The following is a 16,300-nucleotide window of genomic DNA, read 5'->3' on the forward strand; positions in this document are numbered from 1 at the left end:
TAGGGGTGTCAAGGGTGTATAAGAAGTGCACTCGCGTCCGTTATAGGACCGACATCTGAGGGAGGGCGACGAGCCGTGACCGGACCGTGCCACCATGTGAGCCGCGACAGACGGAGGAGCCGGTGACGGCAGCAGCGCAGCAGTCGGGAAGGCGGACCATGGGCGTCGACGGGGGCAGTTCGGAGAACGAGACGGGCGGGGGCGCCGGGACGCGTACCGCGCGCGTTCCGAAGTACTACCGACTGAAGCGACATCTCCTCGACATGACGGACACGATGCCGCCCGGCACCCCGGTGCCGCCGGAACGGACCCTGGCCGCCGAGTTCGACACCTCGCGCACCACCGTGCGCCAGGCGCTCCAGGAGCTGGTCGTCGAGGGCCGGCTGGAGCGCATCCAGGGCAAGGGCACCTTCGTGGCCAAGCCCAAGGTCTCGCAGGCCCTGCAACTCACCTCGTACACCGAGGACATGCGCGCCCAGGGACTGGAACCGACGTCCCAGCTGCTGGACATCGGCTACGTCACGGCCGACGACACACTCGCCGGGCTCCTCGACATCACCGCCGGCGGCCGCGTGCTGCGGATCGAGCGGCTGCGGCTGGCGAGCGGTGAGCCGATGGCGATCGAGACCACCCACCTCTCGGCCAAACGCTTCCCGGCGCTGCGGCGTTCGCTGGTGAAGTACGCCTCGCTCTACACGGCTCTGTCCGAGGTGTACGACGTCCGGCTGGCCGAGGCGGAGGAGACCATCGAGACCTCGCTCGCCACCCCGAGCGAGGCCGGACTGCTCGGCACGGACGTGGGCCTGCCGATGCTGATGCTGTCCCGGCACTCGCTGGACGAGCAGGGCGAGCCGGTCGAGTGGGTCCGTTCGGTCTACCGGGGCGACCGCTACAAGTTCGTGGCCCGCCTGAAGCGCCCGCTGGACTGACCGCGTCGTCCGTTGGACTGACCGCGACGCACCCCGGCAGCCCCCGTGGAACCGCTTCCACGGGGGCTGTCCCGTGCCCGGAGCAGCGGCTTCGTACCACCATTGGTCTGCACCACTTCACCGTTGCCGGACCGCAATGCGGACAGGGGGTGACGCTGGCCGGATTCCTCGCCTAGATTTCCTGCGCATTACATCGGTGATCAGCGAGGGGACGGAGTCGCCGCCATGCCGGAGGAACCAGAAGGAAAGCCAGCGGACCCAGGAGCAAAGCCACCCACGGTCACACCCGTACGGGTGGTCATCGCCCTCTGCCTCATCGCGCCGTTCGTGGCGATGCTCTGGGTGAGTTCGTACGCCAAGGTCGACCCGACCTTCATCGGCATCCCGTTCTTCTACTGGTACCAGATGCTCTGGGTGCTCATCTCGACCGCACTCACGATGATCGCGTACAAGCTGTGGCAGCGTGACCAGCGCGCCCGCAAGGGGGGTGCGTCCGCATGAAGGACGGCGTGAACGGCATCGCGCTCGGCGTCTTCATCTTCTTCTTCCTGGCCGTCACGGTCGTCGGCTTCATGGCCGCCCGCTGGCGCAAGGCGGAGAACGAGGCCAGCCTCGACGAATGGGGCCTGGGAGGACGGTCCTTCGGCACCTGGGTCACCTGGTTCCTGCTCGGCGGCGACCTCTACACCGCGTACACCTTCGTCGCCGTGCCCGCGGCGATCTACGCGGCCGGCGCGGCCGGCTTCTTCGCGGTGCCCTACACCGTCCTGGTGTACCCGATGATCTTCACCTTCCTGCCGCGCCTGTGGTCGGTCTCGCACAAGCACGGCTACGTCACCACCTCGGACTTCGTCCGCGGCCGGTTCGGCTCCAAGGGGCTCTCGCTGGCCGTCGCGGTCACCGGGATCCTCGCCACCATGCCGTACATCGCGCTCCAGCTCGTCGGCATCCAGGCGGTGCTGGACGTGATGGGCGTCGGCGGCGGCGAGAACACCCACTGGTTCGTCAAGGACCTGCCGCTGCTGATCGCGTTCGCGGTGCTCGCCGCGTACACGTACTCCTCGGGGCTGCGCGCGCCCGCGCTGATCGCGTTCGTCAAGGACGGGCTGATCTACCTGGTCATCGCCGTGGCGATCATCTACATCCCGATCAAGCTCGGCGGATTCCACGACATCTTCGCCGCCGCGCAGGAGAAGTTCAACGGGCCGCCGGGCTCCAAGCCGACCGGTGCGCTCGCGCCCGGCGTGGACGGCCAGTGGGGTTACGCCACACTGGCGTTGGGCTCGGCGCTGGCGCTCTTCATGTACCCGCACTCGATCACGGCGACGCTCTCCAGCCGCAGCCGCAACGTGATCCGCCGCAACACCACGATCCTGCCGCTGTACTCGCTGATGCTGGGCCTGCTCGCGCTGCTCGGCTTCATGGCGATCGCCGCCGGGGTCAAGGTGGACAACGGCCAGCTGGCGATCCCGCAGCTGTTCGAGGACATGTTCCCGGACTGGTTCGCGGGCGTGGCGTTCGCCGCCATCGGCATCGGCGCCCTGGTCCCCGCGGCGATCATGTCGATCGCGGCGGCAAACCTGTTCACCCGGAACATCTACAAGGACTTCCTGAAGCCCGACGCGACCCCCGCCCAGGAGACCAGGGTCTCCAAGCTGGTATCGCTGCTGGTGAAGGTCGGCGCGCTCGCCTTCGTCCTCACCATGGACAAGACGGTCGCGATCAACTTCCAGCTGCTCGGCGGGATCTGGATCCTCCAGACGATGCCGGCCCTGGTCGGCGGCCTGTTCACCCGGTGGTTCCACCGCTGGGCGCTGCTCGCGGGCTGGGCCGTCGGCATGGTCTACGGGACGGCCGCCGCCTACGGGGTCGCCAGCCCCACCCAGGCGCACTTCGGCGGGTCCTCCAAGGAGATCCCGGGCATCGGCGAGATCGGCTACATCGGCCTGACGGCGTTCGTGCTGAACATCGTGGTGACCGTCGTCCTCACCTTCGTCCTGAACGCCGTGAAGGCGCCTGCCGGGCTCGACGAGACCTCTCCCGCCGACTACACCGCGGACGCGGGCGACCCGGGTGTGAAGACGGAGCTCCCGCCGGCCACCGCCGGGGCCCCGGGCGGTCACTGACCGAGGTGTACGGGCCGCCGCACCCCGCCTGTGAGGGGGCGCGGCGGCCCGTTCGCGCGTCCGGGGGAAAACCCGTGCCGTCGCCGCCCAGGGGTGCGGCAGACTTCCCCGCATGGACATAATCATCAGGCCGGTCGAGGCCGCCGAGTACGCCGCCCTCGGCGACATCACCGCCGAGGCCTATCTCGGGGACGGGCTGCTGGACTACGGCGCCGACGATCCGTACCTGGTACAGCTGCGCGACGTCCCCCGGCGGGCCGAGGAGGCCGAGGTGCTCGTCGCGGCGGACGCGCGGGGCCGCGTCCTCGGCGGGGTCACCTACGCGCCGCCGGGCAACCGCTGGGCCGATATCGCGGCGCCGGACGAGGCCGAGTTCCGGATGCTCGCGGTCTCCCGCGAGGCGCGCGGGGCCGGGGCGGGCGAGGCGCTCGTCCGGGCCTGTATCGACCGCGCACGGGCCACCGCGGGGGTCACCGGAATCGTGCTCTCGACGCAGCCGGCCATGCGCGGGGCCCATAGGATCTACGGGCGCCTCGGCTTCGTCCGGACCCCGGAAAGGGACTGGTATCCGATCGAGGGGCTCTCGCTGCTGACGTACCGACTGGAGTTCCCGGCGGTCTCCTGACCGGCCCCTCCTGACGGCCGGGCGACACGGCACGGGCGGTCTCCTGACGGCCACGCGACACAACATGTGGGGGCTGCCTCATCCGGCGGCCCCCACATGTATGCTCGTGCTCGCTGTCGCCGCAGGGAAATCCGGTGCGAATCCGGAACTGTCCCGCAACGGTGTGATCGGTGTGCTTCTGCGCATCCCGAGTCCGAGGACCTGCCGACAGCGCGTCCGGCTCGACCGAACCGGACGCCCAGACGTCCGGGCCTCGTGGATGGGCCGGTGGACGCCGCACGGAGTGCTGCCCGAACGGGGCCCCGCTCCGCCCGGCTGCCCCCGCTCCCCCCGTCGGCCCAGAGCCGAGCGAGGGAGAGCACCACGTGACCATCGCGCCAGCCGATCCGGTTTCAGCGGCCGAATCAACGGGAACCACGAGCGACGGACCGGGCACCGCACTGCTGCGGACCCTCACCGAGCTCACCGCGGATCTGCCCGACACCGACCCCGGACGCGTCGCCGCCGCCGCGCTGCGCGGCCGCAACGCCCGGTCGGACGAGGCCGAGCTGCGCTCGCTGGCCACCGAGGCGGCCGCGGGCCTGATCTCCGAGGACCCCGCCTACTCCCGGCTCGCCGCCCGTCTCCTCACCCGCTCCATCGCGGACGAGGCGGCCGGGCAGGGCTCGACGTCCTTCTCCGCCTCGGTCGCCGTCGGACACCGCGAGGGCCTGATCGCGGACCGCACCGCCGAGTTCGTGACGCTGCACGCGGCCGCCCTGGACGCCCTGGTGGGACAGGCGCTCACCGACGGCGCCGACGACCGCTTCGGCTACTTCGGACTGCGCACCCTGCACAGCCGCTACCTGCTGCGCCACCCGATCACCCGCCAGGTCGTCGAGACCCCGCAGCACTTCATGCTGCGGGTGGCCGCCGGGCTCGCGGAGGACAACTCCGAGCGGGCGCTGGACGAGGTCGCGGCCCTGTACCGGCTGATGAGCAGGCTGGACTACCTGCCCTCCTCCCCGACGCTCTTCAACTCCGGTACCCGGCACCCGCAGATGTCCTCCTGCTACCTGCTGGACTCGCCGCTGGACGAGCTGGACTCGATCTACGACCGCTACCACCAGGTGGCGCGCCTCTCCAAGCACGCGGGCGGCATCGGCCTCTCGTACTCCCGCATCCGCGCCCGCGGTTCGCTGATCCGGGGCACCAACGGGCACTCCAACGGCATCGTGCCGTTCCTGAAGACGCTCGACGCCTCCGTCGCGGCGGTCAACCAGGGCGGCCGGCGCAAGGGCGCCGCCGCCGTCTACCTGGAGACCTGGCACGCGGACATCGAGGAGTTCCTGGAGCTGCGCGACAACACCGGTGAGGACCAGCGCCGCACCCACAACCTGAACCTGGCGCACTGGATCCCGGACGAATTCATGCGCCGGGTCGACGCGGACGGGACCTGGTCGCTGTTCTCCCCCGCCGACGTGCCCGAGCTGGTCGACCTCTGGGGCGACGACTTCGACGCCGCGTACCGGGCGGCCGAGGCCAAGGGCCTGGCCCGCAAGACGATGCCGGCCCGTGAGCTGTACGGCCGGATGATGCGGACCCTCGCGCAGACCGGCCAGGGCTGGATGACGTTCAAGGACGCCTCCAACCGGACCGCGAACCAGACCGCCGAGCCGGGCCGCGTGGTGCACTCCTCGAACCTGTGCACGGAGATCCTTGAGGTCACCGACGACGGCGAGACGGCCGTCTGCAACCTCGGCTCCGTCAACCTCGGTGCGTTCGTCGAGGGCGGCACGATCGACTGGGAGCGGCTGGACGCCACCGTGCGCACCGCCGTGACCTTCCTGGACCGGGTCGTGGACATCAACTTCTACCCGACCGAGCAGGCCGGGCGCTCCAACGCCCGCTGGCGGCCGGTGGGCCTGGGCGCGATGGGCCTCCAGGACGTCTTCTTCCAGCTGCGGCTGCCCTTCGACTCCCCCGAGGCCCGCGCGCTCTCCACGAAGATCTCCGAGCGCATCATGCTCGCCGCCTACGAGGCGTCCTGCGATCTCGCCGAGCGGTCGGGTCCCCTCCCCGCCTGGTCCGAGACGCGTGCCGCACGCGGTGTGCTGCACCCCGACCACTACGACACCGAGCTGAACTGGCCGGAGCGCTGGGACGCGCTGCGCGCCCGGGTCGCGAAGACCGGCATGCGCAACTCGCTGCTCCTGGCCATCGCGCCGACCGCGACGATCGCCTCGATCGCGGGCGTGTACGAGTGCATCGAGCCGCAGGTCTCCAACCTCTTCAAGCGCGAGACGCTCAGCGGTGAGTTCCTCCAGGTCAACGCCTACCTGGTCGACGAGCTGAAGCGGCTCGGCGTGTGGGACGCGCGGACCCGCGAGGCGCTGCGCGAGGCCAGCGGCTCCGTGCAGGGCTTCGCCTGGATCCCGGAGGACGTGCGGGCGCTGTACCGCACGGCGTGGGAGATCCCGCAGCGCGGACTGATCGACATGGCGGCGGCCCGTACGCCGTTCCTGGACCAGAGCCAGTCGCTGAACCTGTTCCTGGAGACGCCGACGATCGGCAAGCTCTCCTCGATGTACGCGTACGCCTGGAAGCAGGGGCTGAAGACCACGTACTACCTGCGCTCGCGCCCGGCGACCCGGATCGCGCGTGCCGCGTCCGGCCAGGCAGCGGCCGCCGCCCCCATTCCCGTACAGCAGGCGGCCGCTCCCGACGCGGACGCGATCGCCTGCTCCCTCGAAAACCCCGAGTCCTGCGAGGCCTGCCAGTAATGAGCACCAACGAGAACAAGAACCTGCTCGACCCGGGCTTCGAGCTGACCCTGCGGCCCATGCGCTACCCCGACTTCTACGAGCGCTACCGGGACGCGATCAAGAACACCTGGACGGTGGAGGAGGTCGACCTCCACTCCGACGTCTCCGACCTCGCCAAGCTGTCGCCGGGCGAGCAGCACATGATCGGGCGGCTCGTCGCGTTCTTCGCGACCGGTGACTCGATCGTCTCCAACAACCTCGTGCTGACGCTGTACAAGCACATCAACTCCCCCGAGGCGCGGCTGTACCTGTCGCGGCAGCTCTTCGAGGAGGCCGTGCACGTCCAGTTCTATCTGACGCTGCTGGACACCTACCTGCCTGATCCGGACGACCGGGCGGCCGCGTTCGACGCGGTCGAGGAGATTCCCTCGATCCGTGAGAAGGCGCAGTTCTGCTTCAAGTGGATGGACTCGGTCGAGACGATCGACCGGCTGGAGACGAAGGCCGACCGCCGCCGCTTCCTGCTGAACCTGATCTGCTTCGCGGCGTGCATCGAGGGGCTGTTCTTCTACGGCGCGTTCGCCTACGTGTACTGGTTCCGTTCGCGCGGACTGCTGCACGGTCTCGCCACCGGAACCAACTGGGTCTTCCGTGACGAGACCATGCACATGAGCTTCGCGTTCGAGGTGGTGGACACCGTCCGCAAGGAGGAGCCCGAGCTCTTCGACGACGCCCTCCAGCAGCAGGTCACCGACATGCTGAAGGAGGCCGTCGAGGCGGAGCTGCAGTTCGGCCGCGACCTGTGCGGCGAGGGGCTGCCGGGCATGAACACCGAGTCCATGCGCGAGTACCTGGAGTGCGTCGCCGACCAGCGGCTGGCCCGGCTGGGCTTCCCCGCGGTGTACGGATCGCAGAATCCGTTCTCGTTCATGGAGCTCCAGGGCGTCCAGGAGCTCACGAACTTCTTCGAGCGCCGCCCGTCGGCGTACCAGGTGGCGGTCGAGGGCACGGTCGGTTTCGACGACGAGTTCTGAGCCCTTCAGATCCTCGCCCAGCTCCTGACGTACGGACGCCGTGCGGCCTTCACCGGCTGCGCGGCGTCCGCCGTTTCCGGTGGTGCGGTTCTCCGGTCCCGTTCCGCGTCCCGGAGCTCGCGGTCGATGCGGAGTTCGCGGGCGATCCCGATCAGAGCCGGGAGCAGGACGAGGGCGATAACAGCTGATACGCCCAGGACGTTCTGGAATGTGTTCATGGCTCTACTCTCGTCCGTGCCGACGGAATCCGGCAGTGGCAGGAATGTCATAGAGCATCGAATTACTGCCACACTGGGGTCATGCTGAAAAATGTCGCGGTCCTGCTGCTCGGTGAGGTCCACCCCTTCGAACTCGGTGTGCTCTGCGAGGTGTTCGGCCTCGACCGCAGCGACGAGGGTCTTCCGGTGCAGGATTTCGCCGTGGTCTCCGCCGAGGGCCCGGTGCTCCCTACCCACGCGGGGTTCAGCATCAGCACCCCGTACGGCCTCGACCGCCTGGAGGAGGCCGACCTCATCGCCGTGCCGGCCAGCGGCCAGGCCGCGGACCGGGAGTACCCGCAGGAGGCCCTGGACGCGCTGCGCCGGGCCGTGGACCGCGGTGCCCGGGTGCTGAGCGTCTGCTCGGGGGCGTTCGTACTGGGGGCGGCCGGGCTGCTGGACGGCCGCCGCTGCACCACGCACTGGCGCCACTCCGACGCGCTGGCCCGCCGCTTCCCGCGGGCCGTCGTCGAACCCGATGTGCTGTACGTGGACGAGGGCTCCGTGATCACCTCCGCGGGCACGGCCGCGGGCATCGACGCCTGTCTGCACCTGGTCCGCCAGGCGTACGGGCCCGCCGCCGCCAACACCATCGCCCGCCGCATGGTGGTGCCGCCGCACCGCGACGGCGGGCAGGCGCAGTACATCCAGCGGCCGCTGCCCCGGGGCCGCTGCGACACGGTCGGTGACACCCTCGTGTGGATGGAGCGGCATCTGAACGAGGAGATGACCATCGAACAGCTCGCCGCCCAGGCGCACATGTCGCCGCGCACCTTCGCCCGGCGCTTCCAGCAGGAGACAGGCACCACCCCGTACCGCTGGCTGCTGCGTCAGCGGGTGCTGCTGGCACAACACCTCCTGGAGACATCGGACGAAACGATGGACACGATCGCGGGACTGGCGGGCTTCGGCAACGCCGCGGCCCTGCGCCACCAGTTCGTACGCTCCTTGGGCACCACGCCGAACGCGTACCGCAGGACCTTCCGAGGGCCTTCGGAGCTGACCGAAGTCGCCTGATACCGGCCGCGTCGACATCCGATCATTCGTCCAACCCTTTGCCGCACCTGTCCATGGACCGCCCCCCGGCGGGCGGGCCAGGCTCTGACGATGGACATCCGGACGGCAAGACGAAGGACCATCGGGGCCGTGGTGGCCGCGCTCGCCGCCACACTCCTGCCCTGGCAGAGCGCCGCCGCCGTGGACGGACCCGCCGCTGCTCCGCCACCGGAAGTGCTGCCCTCGCTGCGGCAGTGGCAGCCCGGCGAGGGGGAGTTCACCCTCACGGACCGGGCCAGGATCGTGCTGGACGGGGTACGGGAGCAGCGCACCGCCGACGACGCGAAGAGGTTCGCGGGCGAGCTGAAGGGCAGCGCTCCGGTCTCCCGGGGCAGGGCCAGGTCCGGCGACGTGGTGCTGCGCCAGGACGCGTCCCTGAAGGGGGCGCTGGGCGCGGAGGGCTACCGGCTCGATGTCGGGGACCGGGTCACCGTCACCGCGGCGACCTCCACGGGGGTGTTCTACGGTTCGCGCACCGTGCTCCAGCTGCTGAACGGCGACGGCCGAGCGGCCCGGGGCTCGGCGACCGATGTGCCCGCGTACCGGGAGCGCGGGGTCGGGGTCTGCGCCTGCTACATCAACGTGTCCCTGCCGTGGTTCGAGCGGCTGATGAAGGACATGGCCTCGCAGAAGCTCAACCAGCTCTGGATCGAGGCGAAGGTCAGGAGCGACACCGCCCCGGAGTCCGCGTTCTGGGGGTACTACACCAAGCCGCAGATCCGGTCCCTGGCCGCGATGGCGAAGAAGTACCACATCGAGCTGGTGCCGGAGATCAACTCCCCCGGCCACATGGACACCTACCTGGAGAACCACCCCGAGCTCCAGCTCAAGGACAAGGACGGTGTCGCCTCGCCGCCCCGGCTGGACATCTCGCGGCCCGAGGCGCTGACGTACTACACCTCCCTGGTCGACGAGGCCCTGGAGGTGTGGGACACCCGCACCTGGCACATGGGCGGCGACGAGTACATGATCGGGTCCTCGTACCCGGACTATCCGCAGCTCCAGACGGCCGCGACCGCGAGGTTCGGCGCCTCGGCCACCCCCGACGACCTCTTCGTCGACTTCATCAACCAGGTCAACGCGCATGTGAAGGCCGGCGGCCGGTCGCTGCGGATCTGGAACGACGGGCTGCTCGGCCACAACGGCGCCGTGCCGCTGGACCGCGACATCGCCGTCGAGCACTGGCTCGGCGGCGGCGCCATCCAGCAGCCGTCGGAGCTGCTGGCCGAGGGCCGTCCGGTGATGAACTCCGCCTACTCCCTCTACCTGGTGCGCGGCGGCTTCACGATGGACACGCGCAAGCTGTACGAGAGCGACTGGACGCCACTGAGCTTCGAGGGCGAGACGCGGCCCGCCACGGCGGCGAACCTGACCGGCGCGAAGATCAGCCTCTGGCCGGACAGCGCGGCCGCCGAGACCGAGAACGAGGTGGAGGCGAAGGTCTTCATGCCGCTGCGCTTCATCGCCCAGGCCACCTGGGGCGGCCCGAAGCCGAGTGACACGTACGCCGGATTCGAGGCGCTGGCCCGGCGGATCGGTCACGCTCCCGGCTGGGCGAACACCGACCGCACCCCGCTGGCCGACGGCACCTACCGGCTGACAGCGGGCGCGAAGGCGCTCGCGCCCGGCGCGGACTCCGGGGTGTCCCTGGCCAGGGGCGCGACGGACGGCTGGACGCTGACCGCGACCGCCGACGGGTACTACACGGTCCGCTCGGAGCGGACCGGCAGGTGTCTGGACGCGGTACGCGGGAAGAAGTACCTGGGTGCGCCGCTGGAGGTGGGTGCCGAGCTGTCGCTCGGGACCTGCTCCGCGGCCGCGCGCACCCAGCGCTGGCAGCCGGACGCCGGGGCGGGTGCGCTGGTTCTGCGCAACGCCGTCTCGCAGCTCCGGCTGACGGAGCGGGCCGGGGACGGCGCCGCGGTACAGACGACGGGCGGGACGCGCCTGACAGCGAAATCCGCCTGACGCGCGACTGTGGGGCCCGCCGTCACGGCGGGCCCCACACGTGCGCCCGAGGGCTTGTTCTCCGGACCGGTCCGGAGTCAGATACCGCAGTTCGGCGCCGACCAGAAGTGGCTCGGGCCCTGGTTCACGTGGACGTGGTCGTTGTGGTCCGGGTACCCCGGGCCGAGGATGCCGTTGAACCCGTGGTTGCGGGCCTCCTTGGCCAGGGTGCAGAAGGCGATGCCGCCGAGGTCGGCCGCGTCGCCGTACAGGTGCCGGCTGTTCGAGGCACCACCGACCGAACTGTTGCAGGACGTGGAGCGGAAACCGCTGTTGATGGTGATGGGGTGGTCGCCGAGCGCGTGGCGCAGCGCCTCCAGTTTCCACATGGTGCTGAGCGCGTTGGCTTTCGCCGTTCCCGCCGCGACCGCGCCACCGGCCCAGGTGCTGTTGCACTTGTTGAGTTCGGCGTACGTGAAGTGGACGGGCGTGCAGTCGTTGTCCTGGAGGGCGTAGAGCTTGGCCTGGGTGGCGGGGCCCGCGACGCCGTCGGCGGCCAGCCCGTAGGCGGCCTGGAAGCGCTTGACGGCGGCTGTGGTGGCGGGCCCGTAGGAGCCGTCCACGGCGAGTACGGAGTTGTACCCGGGGTATCCGGCCACCCGGATCTGGAGCTGGACGACATCGTTGCCGGTGGCGCCCGGGGAGAGCGTACGGGTCCAGGTGTAGCAGCCGTCGGCCTGGGCCGTGCCGGCCGTGGCCACGGCCCCGCCCAGCGCGAAAGCCATGGTCATGACAAGGCCGAGCAGGAGTCTCGCGGAACGTCTGAGCATGGGGGGCTCCCTATCACGACGAAGGTGTGGACAGAGAGACTGTCGGACGAGTCGACGCGCGTCAACTACGCCCGGGGGGAAGGCAGGTTGACGGGAGAGAGAAGCAGCGGGGCGCTGCCCCGGCGAACCGGGACAGGGCCCCGCACAGCTGTGCGCTCAGCCGGTTCAGCTGTTCGGCACGGTCTCGTAGCGCGGGGTGTTCTCCTCCATCTGCCGGAGCGCGTCCTTGCGGTCGCGCTTGGAGAGCCGGTCGATGTACAGGTACCCGTACAGGTGGTCCGTCTCGTGCTGGAGGCAGCGGGCGAAGTAGCCGTTGCCCCGCACCTTGACCGGGTTGCCCTTCGCGTCCTGTCCTCGCACCACCGCGTAGTCCGGGCGGGCCAGCGAGGCGTACGCCGTCGGGACCGAGAGGCAGCCCTCGTTGGAGTCGTCCAGGACGCGCTCTTCCGGCGCCAGCTCCTCCAGCACCGGGTTGCAGATGACGCCGGTGTGCCGCACCCCGTCGTCGTCCGGGCAGTCGTAGACGAAGACCTTGAGGTCGACGCCGATCTGGTTGGCGGCCAGGCCCACGCCCTCCGCCGTCCGCTGGCTGGCGAACATGTCGTCGATCAGCGCGGCCAGCTTGTCGTCGAACTCCGTGACGGCCTTGCACTCCTTGTGCAGGACCGGATTGCCCACCACCGTGATCGGGCGCGAGGTGCCGCGCTCGCGATAGGCCGCCTCACGCGCCTCGCAGTCCTCGGTGTCTACGAGAAACCCCTCGTCATCGACGCCGTCGACGCTGATCTGCTCGTCCGTCTGCTCCTGCGCCATGTCCGCCGTACGCCTTCCTCACAACCTGGGACCCGGGATCCGCGGCTCGCGAGGACCCGGGCACCCGAACACCGGAATCGGTGCGCGTACAGCCTACGGGTACGGGTCAGCAGACCTCTTCCAGATCCCGCCACTCCCGGCTGTCCGGGCTGTCCGCCACCCAGCCGTCCAGCAGCCCGCGCACCAGCCCGGCGGGCGCGGCCAGCCCGCACTCACGCTCCGGTACCCACAGCTCACCGGCGGTGCGGTGGCCCAGCGGTCCGGGGTGGCCCGGCTCGCTGTGGTCGTGCGGGTCGAGGTGCTCGCCGTCGCCCTCGTCGCTCTCCATCCGGCTCTCCGAGCAGGCCCGGCAGAGCAGCCGGACGGACGAGGACCAGTCCTCCGCCGCGAAACCGGCGTCGGAGGCCAGCTGCTCCAGGGCGTCCCGGTCCGCCTCCGTGGCGGCTTCGAGGAGCACCACCCAGGTCGGCACGGGGGACGGCGCCCACAGCTCTATCTCGTCGAACACGGGGTACGAGGGCCCGGCCGCGGTGATCCGCTCGCCGTTCGGCACCCCGTCGTGCAGCACGACCTCGCCCCAGCGCCGCCCGGAGGACGGCAGCGGGATCGACAGCACTTCCATCCGCGCCGGATCCAGCCTGCGGCCCCACACGACCTCGGCCTCGCCCTCCGGCGACAGCCGTACGGCCGCACTGCCCAGGTCCATGCCGACCGGCTCGCTGTTGGAGGCGGGGGTCTGCTGCCCGCCTCCGGGCACCCTCAGCCCGTACGCCTGCCAGGCCCGGCGCGCCAGCGGCCAGTCCTGCAGCGCGGTGGCGGCGATCCCGACGTTCCACCAGTCGGGAGCGCCGGACTCCTTGTCGAGCAGCGCGACGGCCCGCAGCCCGGCGGCCCGCGCCTGCTCCCAGTCATGCCGGAGCTTGTGCAGCAGCGCCAGGTTGAACCATGACTCGGAGAGCCAGGGCTCCAGGTCCGCCGCACGCGTCAGCAGTGCGCCCGCGTCCTCGTACCGGCCGTCGCCGATCAGCGTGAACGCGCGGTCCGTGGCCTGCCGCCAAGAGGCGGAGGGCCGATGCCGTACCTTCCCGAAGATCCTCACGATTCCCGCCTGTCCCGACTGGACACCCTCGTTTTCCGCTCTCTTCGCATCCAACCATGCCCGACCGGACGCCCGCTCATTACCCATGGGTTACCCAGGCGGGACGGGGGTCAGACCGCCCCTGGCCAGAACCCGGGCGAGCGATTCCACGACCTGGGGCTGATAGTCGTGAGCGGTCCCGAGCCTGAGCCGTTCCAGCGCGCCGAGCGGCCCGCCCGCGCTCTCCCCGCACAGGTCGTCGTACGCGTTGACCGCTCTGACGATCCTGGCGGACAGCGGCTGCTCGCGGAAGGGGTCGGCCTGCCGCTCGACCACGACGGCCACCTTCGCGTCGACCCCGGTCTGGCGGACCACGGCCCCGCCGAGCAGTGCGATCCGGCGCTGCTCGGCGGCGGGCAGCGTGGCGGTGGCGCCCTCCGGGACCGGGTCCACGAGCGAGAGCTGCCCGATGTCGTGCATCAGGGCCGCGTACTCCAGGACCGTGAGCTCCGGCCCGGAGAGCCCCAGCTCACGGCCGACCGCCGTGCAGAGCGCCGCCACCCTGCGGGCATGGCCGTGCGGGGTGTATCCGGCGATCTCGGTGGAGCGGGCGAGCGAGGCGATGGTCTGCCGGTAGGTGGTGCGCACGGCGACGAAGCGGCGGAAGGACAGCTGGGTGAGCAGCAGCGGTACGCACAGGACGGGCAGCGCCCACAGTCCGGCCGCCGCGACCCCGAGCGCCATGACCGCCCCGGTCGCGCAGACCGCGGAGCCGATGCCCAGCAGGGCCCGCAGCTCGTCGCGGAGCAGCGGGCCGTACGGGACGGGGGTGCCGGCCCGCAGCAGCAGGGCGCCGAGGACGGCGTCGCACAGCGCGGTGAGGCCGAGCAGCACGAGCAGGAAGGCCGCGTAGTACGGCCCGTCGCCGAACCAGTTCTCGGACCGGCCGGAGTTGTAGAGCGGCTGGAAGCACACGGCAGCGAAGGCCACGGTCAGGACGCGTCGGGCCAGCTGGTCGGGGCCGGGCCCCCGGCCGCGTGCGACATGGGGCACGGAGGCAGCCAGCTGGGCCGCGACGAGCACGGCGACCACCTGGAGGGCGCCCTGCCCGGTGGGCTCCCCGCCGCTGCGCCCGAGCAGGGCGTACGCGAGAGCTCCGGCGGCGCCGAGGGGCGCGGGCTCCCGTTCCCCGGGGAGCGCGCCCCAGCGGGCCAGCTCACCGATGGCGATGAGCACGCCGAAGGCGAGGGCGTGGCCGGGGTCGTGGACCCCGTGCCAGAGGGTGTGGGCGAGTGCGACGGCGGTGAGCGCGAGGGCGGCGGCGCGCACGGCCGGGGTGGCGTTCACCGCTCGGACGCGCCGATGTCGAGCCCGTCCGGCGAGGGCGGACGAACCGGCCCCGGGACGGCCCCGGAGCCCATGTCCCGGCCCTCGCCGCGCGCCCCCGGTACCTCGGCCCCCGTCACCGTCACGGGGGCCGACACCCATCCGTGCCGTTCCAGGCCGCGGGCCAGCGCCCGCACCATCTGCGGGTCGAACTGGGTGCCGGCGCACCGCTTGAGCTCCTCCACGGCGGCCGGCACCGGGCGCCCCGGCCGGTAGGACCGGGTCGAGGTCATCGCGTCGAAGGCGTCGGCCACCGCGACCACGCGGGCGAACTCGGGGATCTCGCGGCCGGTGAGCCCGTACGGGTATCCGCTGCCGTCGAGCCGCTCGTGGTGGTGCAGGATCGCGGCCCGCGCCTCACCGAGGAAGCCGATGCCGCGCACGATCTCGTGCCCGTACTCCGGGTGCAGCTCGATCACCCGGCGCTCCTCCGGTGTCAGCGGACCGTCCTTGCGCAGTACCCGGGTCGGCACGCCGAGCTTGCCGACGTCGTGCAGGATGCCGGCGAACCGGAGCACTTCGACGCGGTCCCTGGCCATGCCCAGCTCATCGGCGATCAGCACGGAGGCGCGCCCCACGCGCTCGCTGTGGCCCCGGGTGTAGGTGTCCTTGATGTCGACGGCCTGTACCAGGGCCCTGATCGTGGCGCGGTGCGCGGCGTGCTCGCGGTGGTACTGGGCGAACACCCAGCAGGAGATGTACATCGGCAGCAGGACGAAGAGCGCGGCCAGCGGCCCGTACGAGCTGTTCCACAGGACTGCCATCATCAGTCCGGCGAGGCCGTGCACGAGGTGCGGGCCGAGCGCGCGGGGCAGCAGCCCGCTCCAGGCGCGGCGGACGGGCAGTTGTTCGGCGGCGGCCAGGATCGAGCCGTCCAGCGCGCTCAGCACCAGGCTGAAGGCGAGGGCGGCGGCGCAGGCGGGCAGCAGCGCGTACGGGAGCTCCGGCAGCCGCCCGGCTCCGGAGCCGCCGAGCGCGGCGGGCCCGCCGAGCAGGGCGTGTACCTGGGAGGCCGCCCAGACGGTGACGGCGAGCTGGGCCGCCCGCCAGACGCGGCGGGCGGCGGCCGGGGGGTGCTCCACCCGGCCGGCGAACGAGCCGGGTATCGCGACCAGCGCCGCGGCTCCCGGCGGCAGCAGGAAGGCGGCCGCGAGGAGCAGCGGGAAGAACGATCCGGCACTGATCGGTACGGAGCCGCCGAAGAAGGGGCGGCGCCCGGGGAGCTCGCACAGCAGGTAGAGCCCGGTGAGCAGGGCGAGGGTGGTCCATGGGGTGTCCGCGTCGGGACGCAGGGCGGGCAGCACGCAGAGTGCGGCGCAGAGCGCGACCGCCAGGATGTACGCCCGCGCCACGCCGCGTGTGGCTCTCACCCGATCCGCCCGCCCCCAGGTCGCGTCCGCGAAGGTCTCGCCGGTTCGCGAACGCGTCCCGGCATCGCCAATGGAGGCGCCAGGCTAACGATTTGGGGGCGGCGA

At 71.2% G+C, this 16,300-nt stretch carries 14 protein-coding genes and 1 riboswitch; of the genes, 8 read left to right on the forward strand and 6 right to left on the reverse strand.

The window, feature by feature from the left end; genetic code table 11:
- Positions 1-158: 158 nt before the first annotated feature.
- From RLT59_RS11560 to RLT59_RS11585, 6 genes are all read left to right on the forward strand, one after another.
- A complete protein-coding gene (locus RLT59_RS11560; protein ID WP_311307690.1) occupies positions 159-929 on the forward strand; it encodes a GntR family transcriptional regulator in 771 nt (256 codons plus the stop codon).
- Between the two features lie 294 nt (positions 930-1,223).
- Positions 1,224-1,430, forward strand: a complete 207-nt coding sequence (locus tag RLT59_RS11565) for a DUF3311 domain-containing protein (RefSeq protein ID WP_311303322.1) — start codon at positions 1,224-1,226, stop codon at positions 1,428-1,430.
- On the forward strand, positions 1,427-3,055 hold the full coding sequence (gene mctP / locus RLT59_RS11570; protein ID WP_311303323.1) for a monocarboxylate uptake permease MctP: 1,629 nt from the start codon (positions 1,427-1,429) through the stop codon (positions 3,053-3,055). Before RLT59_RS11565 ends, mctP begins: the two co-directional genes overlap by 4 nt.
- Positions 3,056-3,167: 112 nt before the next feature.
- Entirely contained in the window at positions 3,168-3,680 is a 513-nt protein-coding gene (locus tag RLT59_RS11575) for a GNAT family N-acetyltransferase (RefSeq protein WP_311303324.1), read from the forward strand.
- A gap of 87 nt (positions 3,681-3,767) precedes the next feature.
- A riboswitch (cobalamin riboswitch) is annotated at positions 3,768-3,904 on the forward strand.
- A 141-nt stretch (positions 3,905-4,045) separates the two neighbouring features.
- Positions 4,046-6,442 carry a ribonucleoside-diphosphate reductase subunit alpha gene (locus tag RLT59_RS11580; protein WP_311303325.1) on the forward strand — a complete coding sequence of 799 codons (2,397 nt, stop codon included), beginning with the start codon at positions 4,046-4,048 and terminating at the stop codon, positions 6,440-6,442.
- The gene (locus tag RLT59_RS11585) at positions 6,442-7,458 is read left to right on the forward strand and encodes a ribonucleotide-diphosphate reductase subunit beta (protein WP_311303326.1); all 1,017 of its coding nucleotides are present in this window, start codon (positions 6,442-6,444) and stop codon (positions 7,456-7,458) included. Before RLT59_RS11580 ends, RLT59_RS11585 begins: the two co-directional genes overlap by 1 nt.
- Before the next feature lie 5 nt (positions 7,459-7,463).
- Here the strand turns inward: RLT59_RS11585 and RLT59_RS11590 are convergent, their stop codons facing one another.
- A complete protein-coding gene (locus RLT59_RS11590; protein ID WP_311303327.1) occupies positions 7,464-7,676 on the reverse strand; it encodes a hypothetical protein in 213 nt (70 codons plus the stop codon).
- Between the two features lie 81 nt (positions 7,677-7,757).
- Here RLT59_RS11590 and RLT59_RS11595 point away from each other — a divergent pair, with 81 nt between their 5' ends.
- Together RLT59_RS11595 and RLT59_RS11600 are read left to right on the forward strand one after the other, a co-directional pair.
- The gene (locus RLT59_RS11595; RefSeq protein ID WP_311303328.1) at positions 7,758-8,732 is read left to right on the forward strand and encodes a helix-turn-helix domain-containing protein; all 975 of its coding nucleotides are present in this window, start codon (positions 7,758-7,760) and stop codon (positions 8,730-8,732) included.
- A 90-nt stretch (positions 8,733-8,822) separates the two neighbouring features.
- Entirely contained in the window at positions 8,823-10,739 is a 1,917-nt protein-coding gene (locus RLT59_RS11600; protein WP_311303329.1) for a glycoside hydrolase family 20 protein, read from the forward strand.
- A 77-nt stretch (positions 10,740-10,816) separates the two neighbouring features.
- On the opposite strand, the gene RLT59_RS11605 is transcribed toward RLT59_RS11600, so the two are convergent.
- From RLT59_RS11605 to RLT59_RS11625, 5 genes are all read right to left on the reverse strand, one after another.
- The gene (locus RLT59_RS11605; protein ID WP_311303330.1) at positions 10,817-11,548 is read right to left on the reverse strand and encodes a D-Ala-D-Ala carboxypeptidase family metallohydrolase; all 732 of its coding nucleotides are present in this window, start codon (positions 11,546-11,548) and stop codon (positions 10,817-10,819) included.
- A gap of 165 nt (positions 11,549-11,713) precedes the next feature.
- A complete protein-coding gene (gene def / locus RLT59_RS11610) occupies positions 11,714-12,361 on the reverse strand; it encodes a peptide deformylase (RefSeq protein WP_311303331.1) in 648 nt (215 codons plus the stop codon).
- A gap of 106 nt (positions 12,362-12,467) precedes the next feature.
- On the reverse strand, positions 12,468-13,460 hold the full coding sequence (locus RLT59_RS11615; RefSeq protein ID WP_311303332.1) for a tetratricopeptide repeat protein: 993 nt from the start codon (positions 13,458-13,460) through the stop codon (positions 12,468-12,470).
- A gap of 90 nt (positions 13,461-13,550) precedes the next feature.
- A complete protein-coding gene (locus RLT59_RS11620; RefSeq protein ID WP_399125241.1) occupies positions 13,551-14,786 on the reverse strand; it encodes an HD-GYP domain-containing protein in 1,236 nt (411 codons plus the stop codon).
- The gene (locus tag RLT59_RS11625; protein WP_311303333.1) at positions 14,783-16,195 is read right to left on the reverse strand and encodes an HD-GYP domain-containing protein; all 1,413 of its coding nucleotides are present in this window, start codon (positions 16,193-16,195) and stop codon (positions 14,783-14,785) included. The genes RLT59_RS11620 and RLT59_RS11625 overlap by 4 nt, the downstream gene beginning before the upstream one ends.
- Positions 16,196-16,300 lie beyond the last annotated feature (105 nt).

Origin of the sequence: Streptomyces sp. ITFR-6, assembly GCF_031844725.1 — a bacterium.
Taxonomy (GTDB): Bacteria; Actinomycetota; Actinomycetes; order Streptomycetales; family Streptomycetaceae; genus Streptomyces.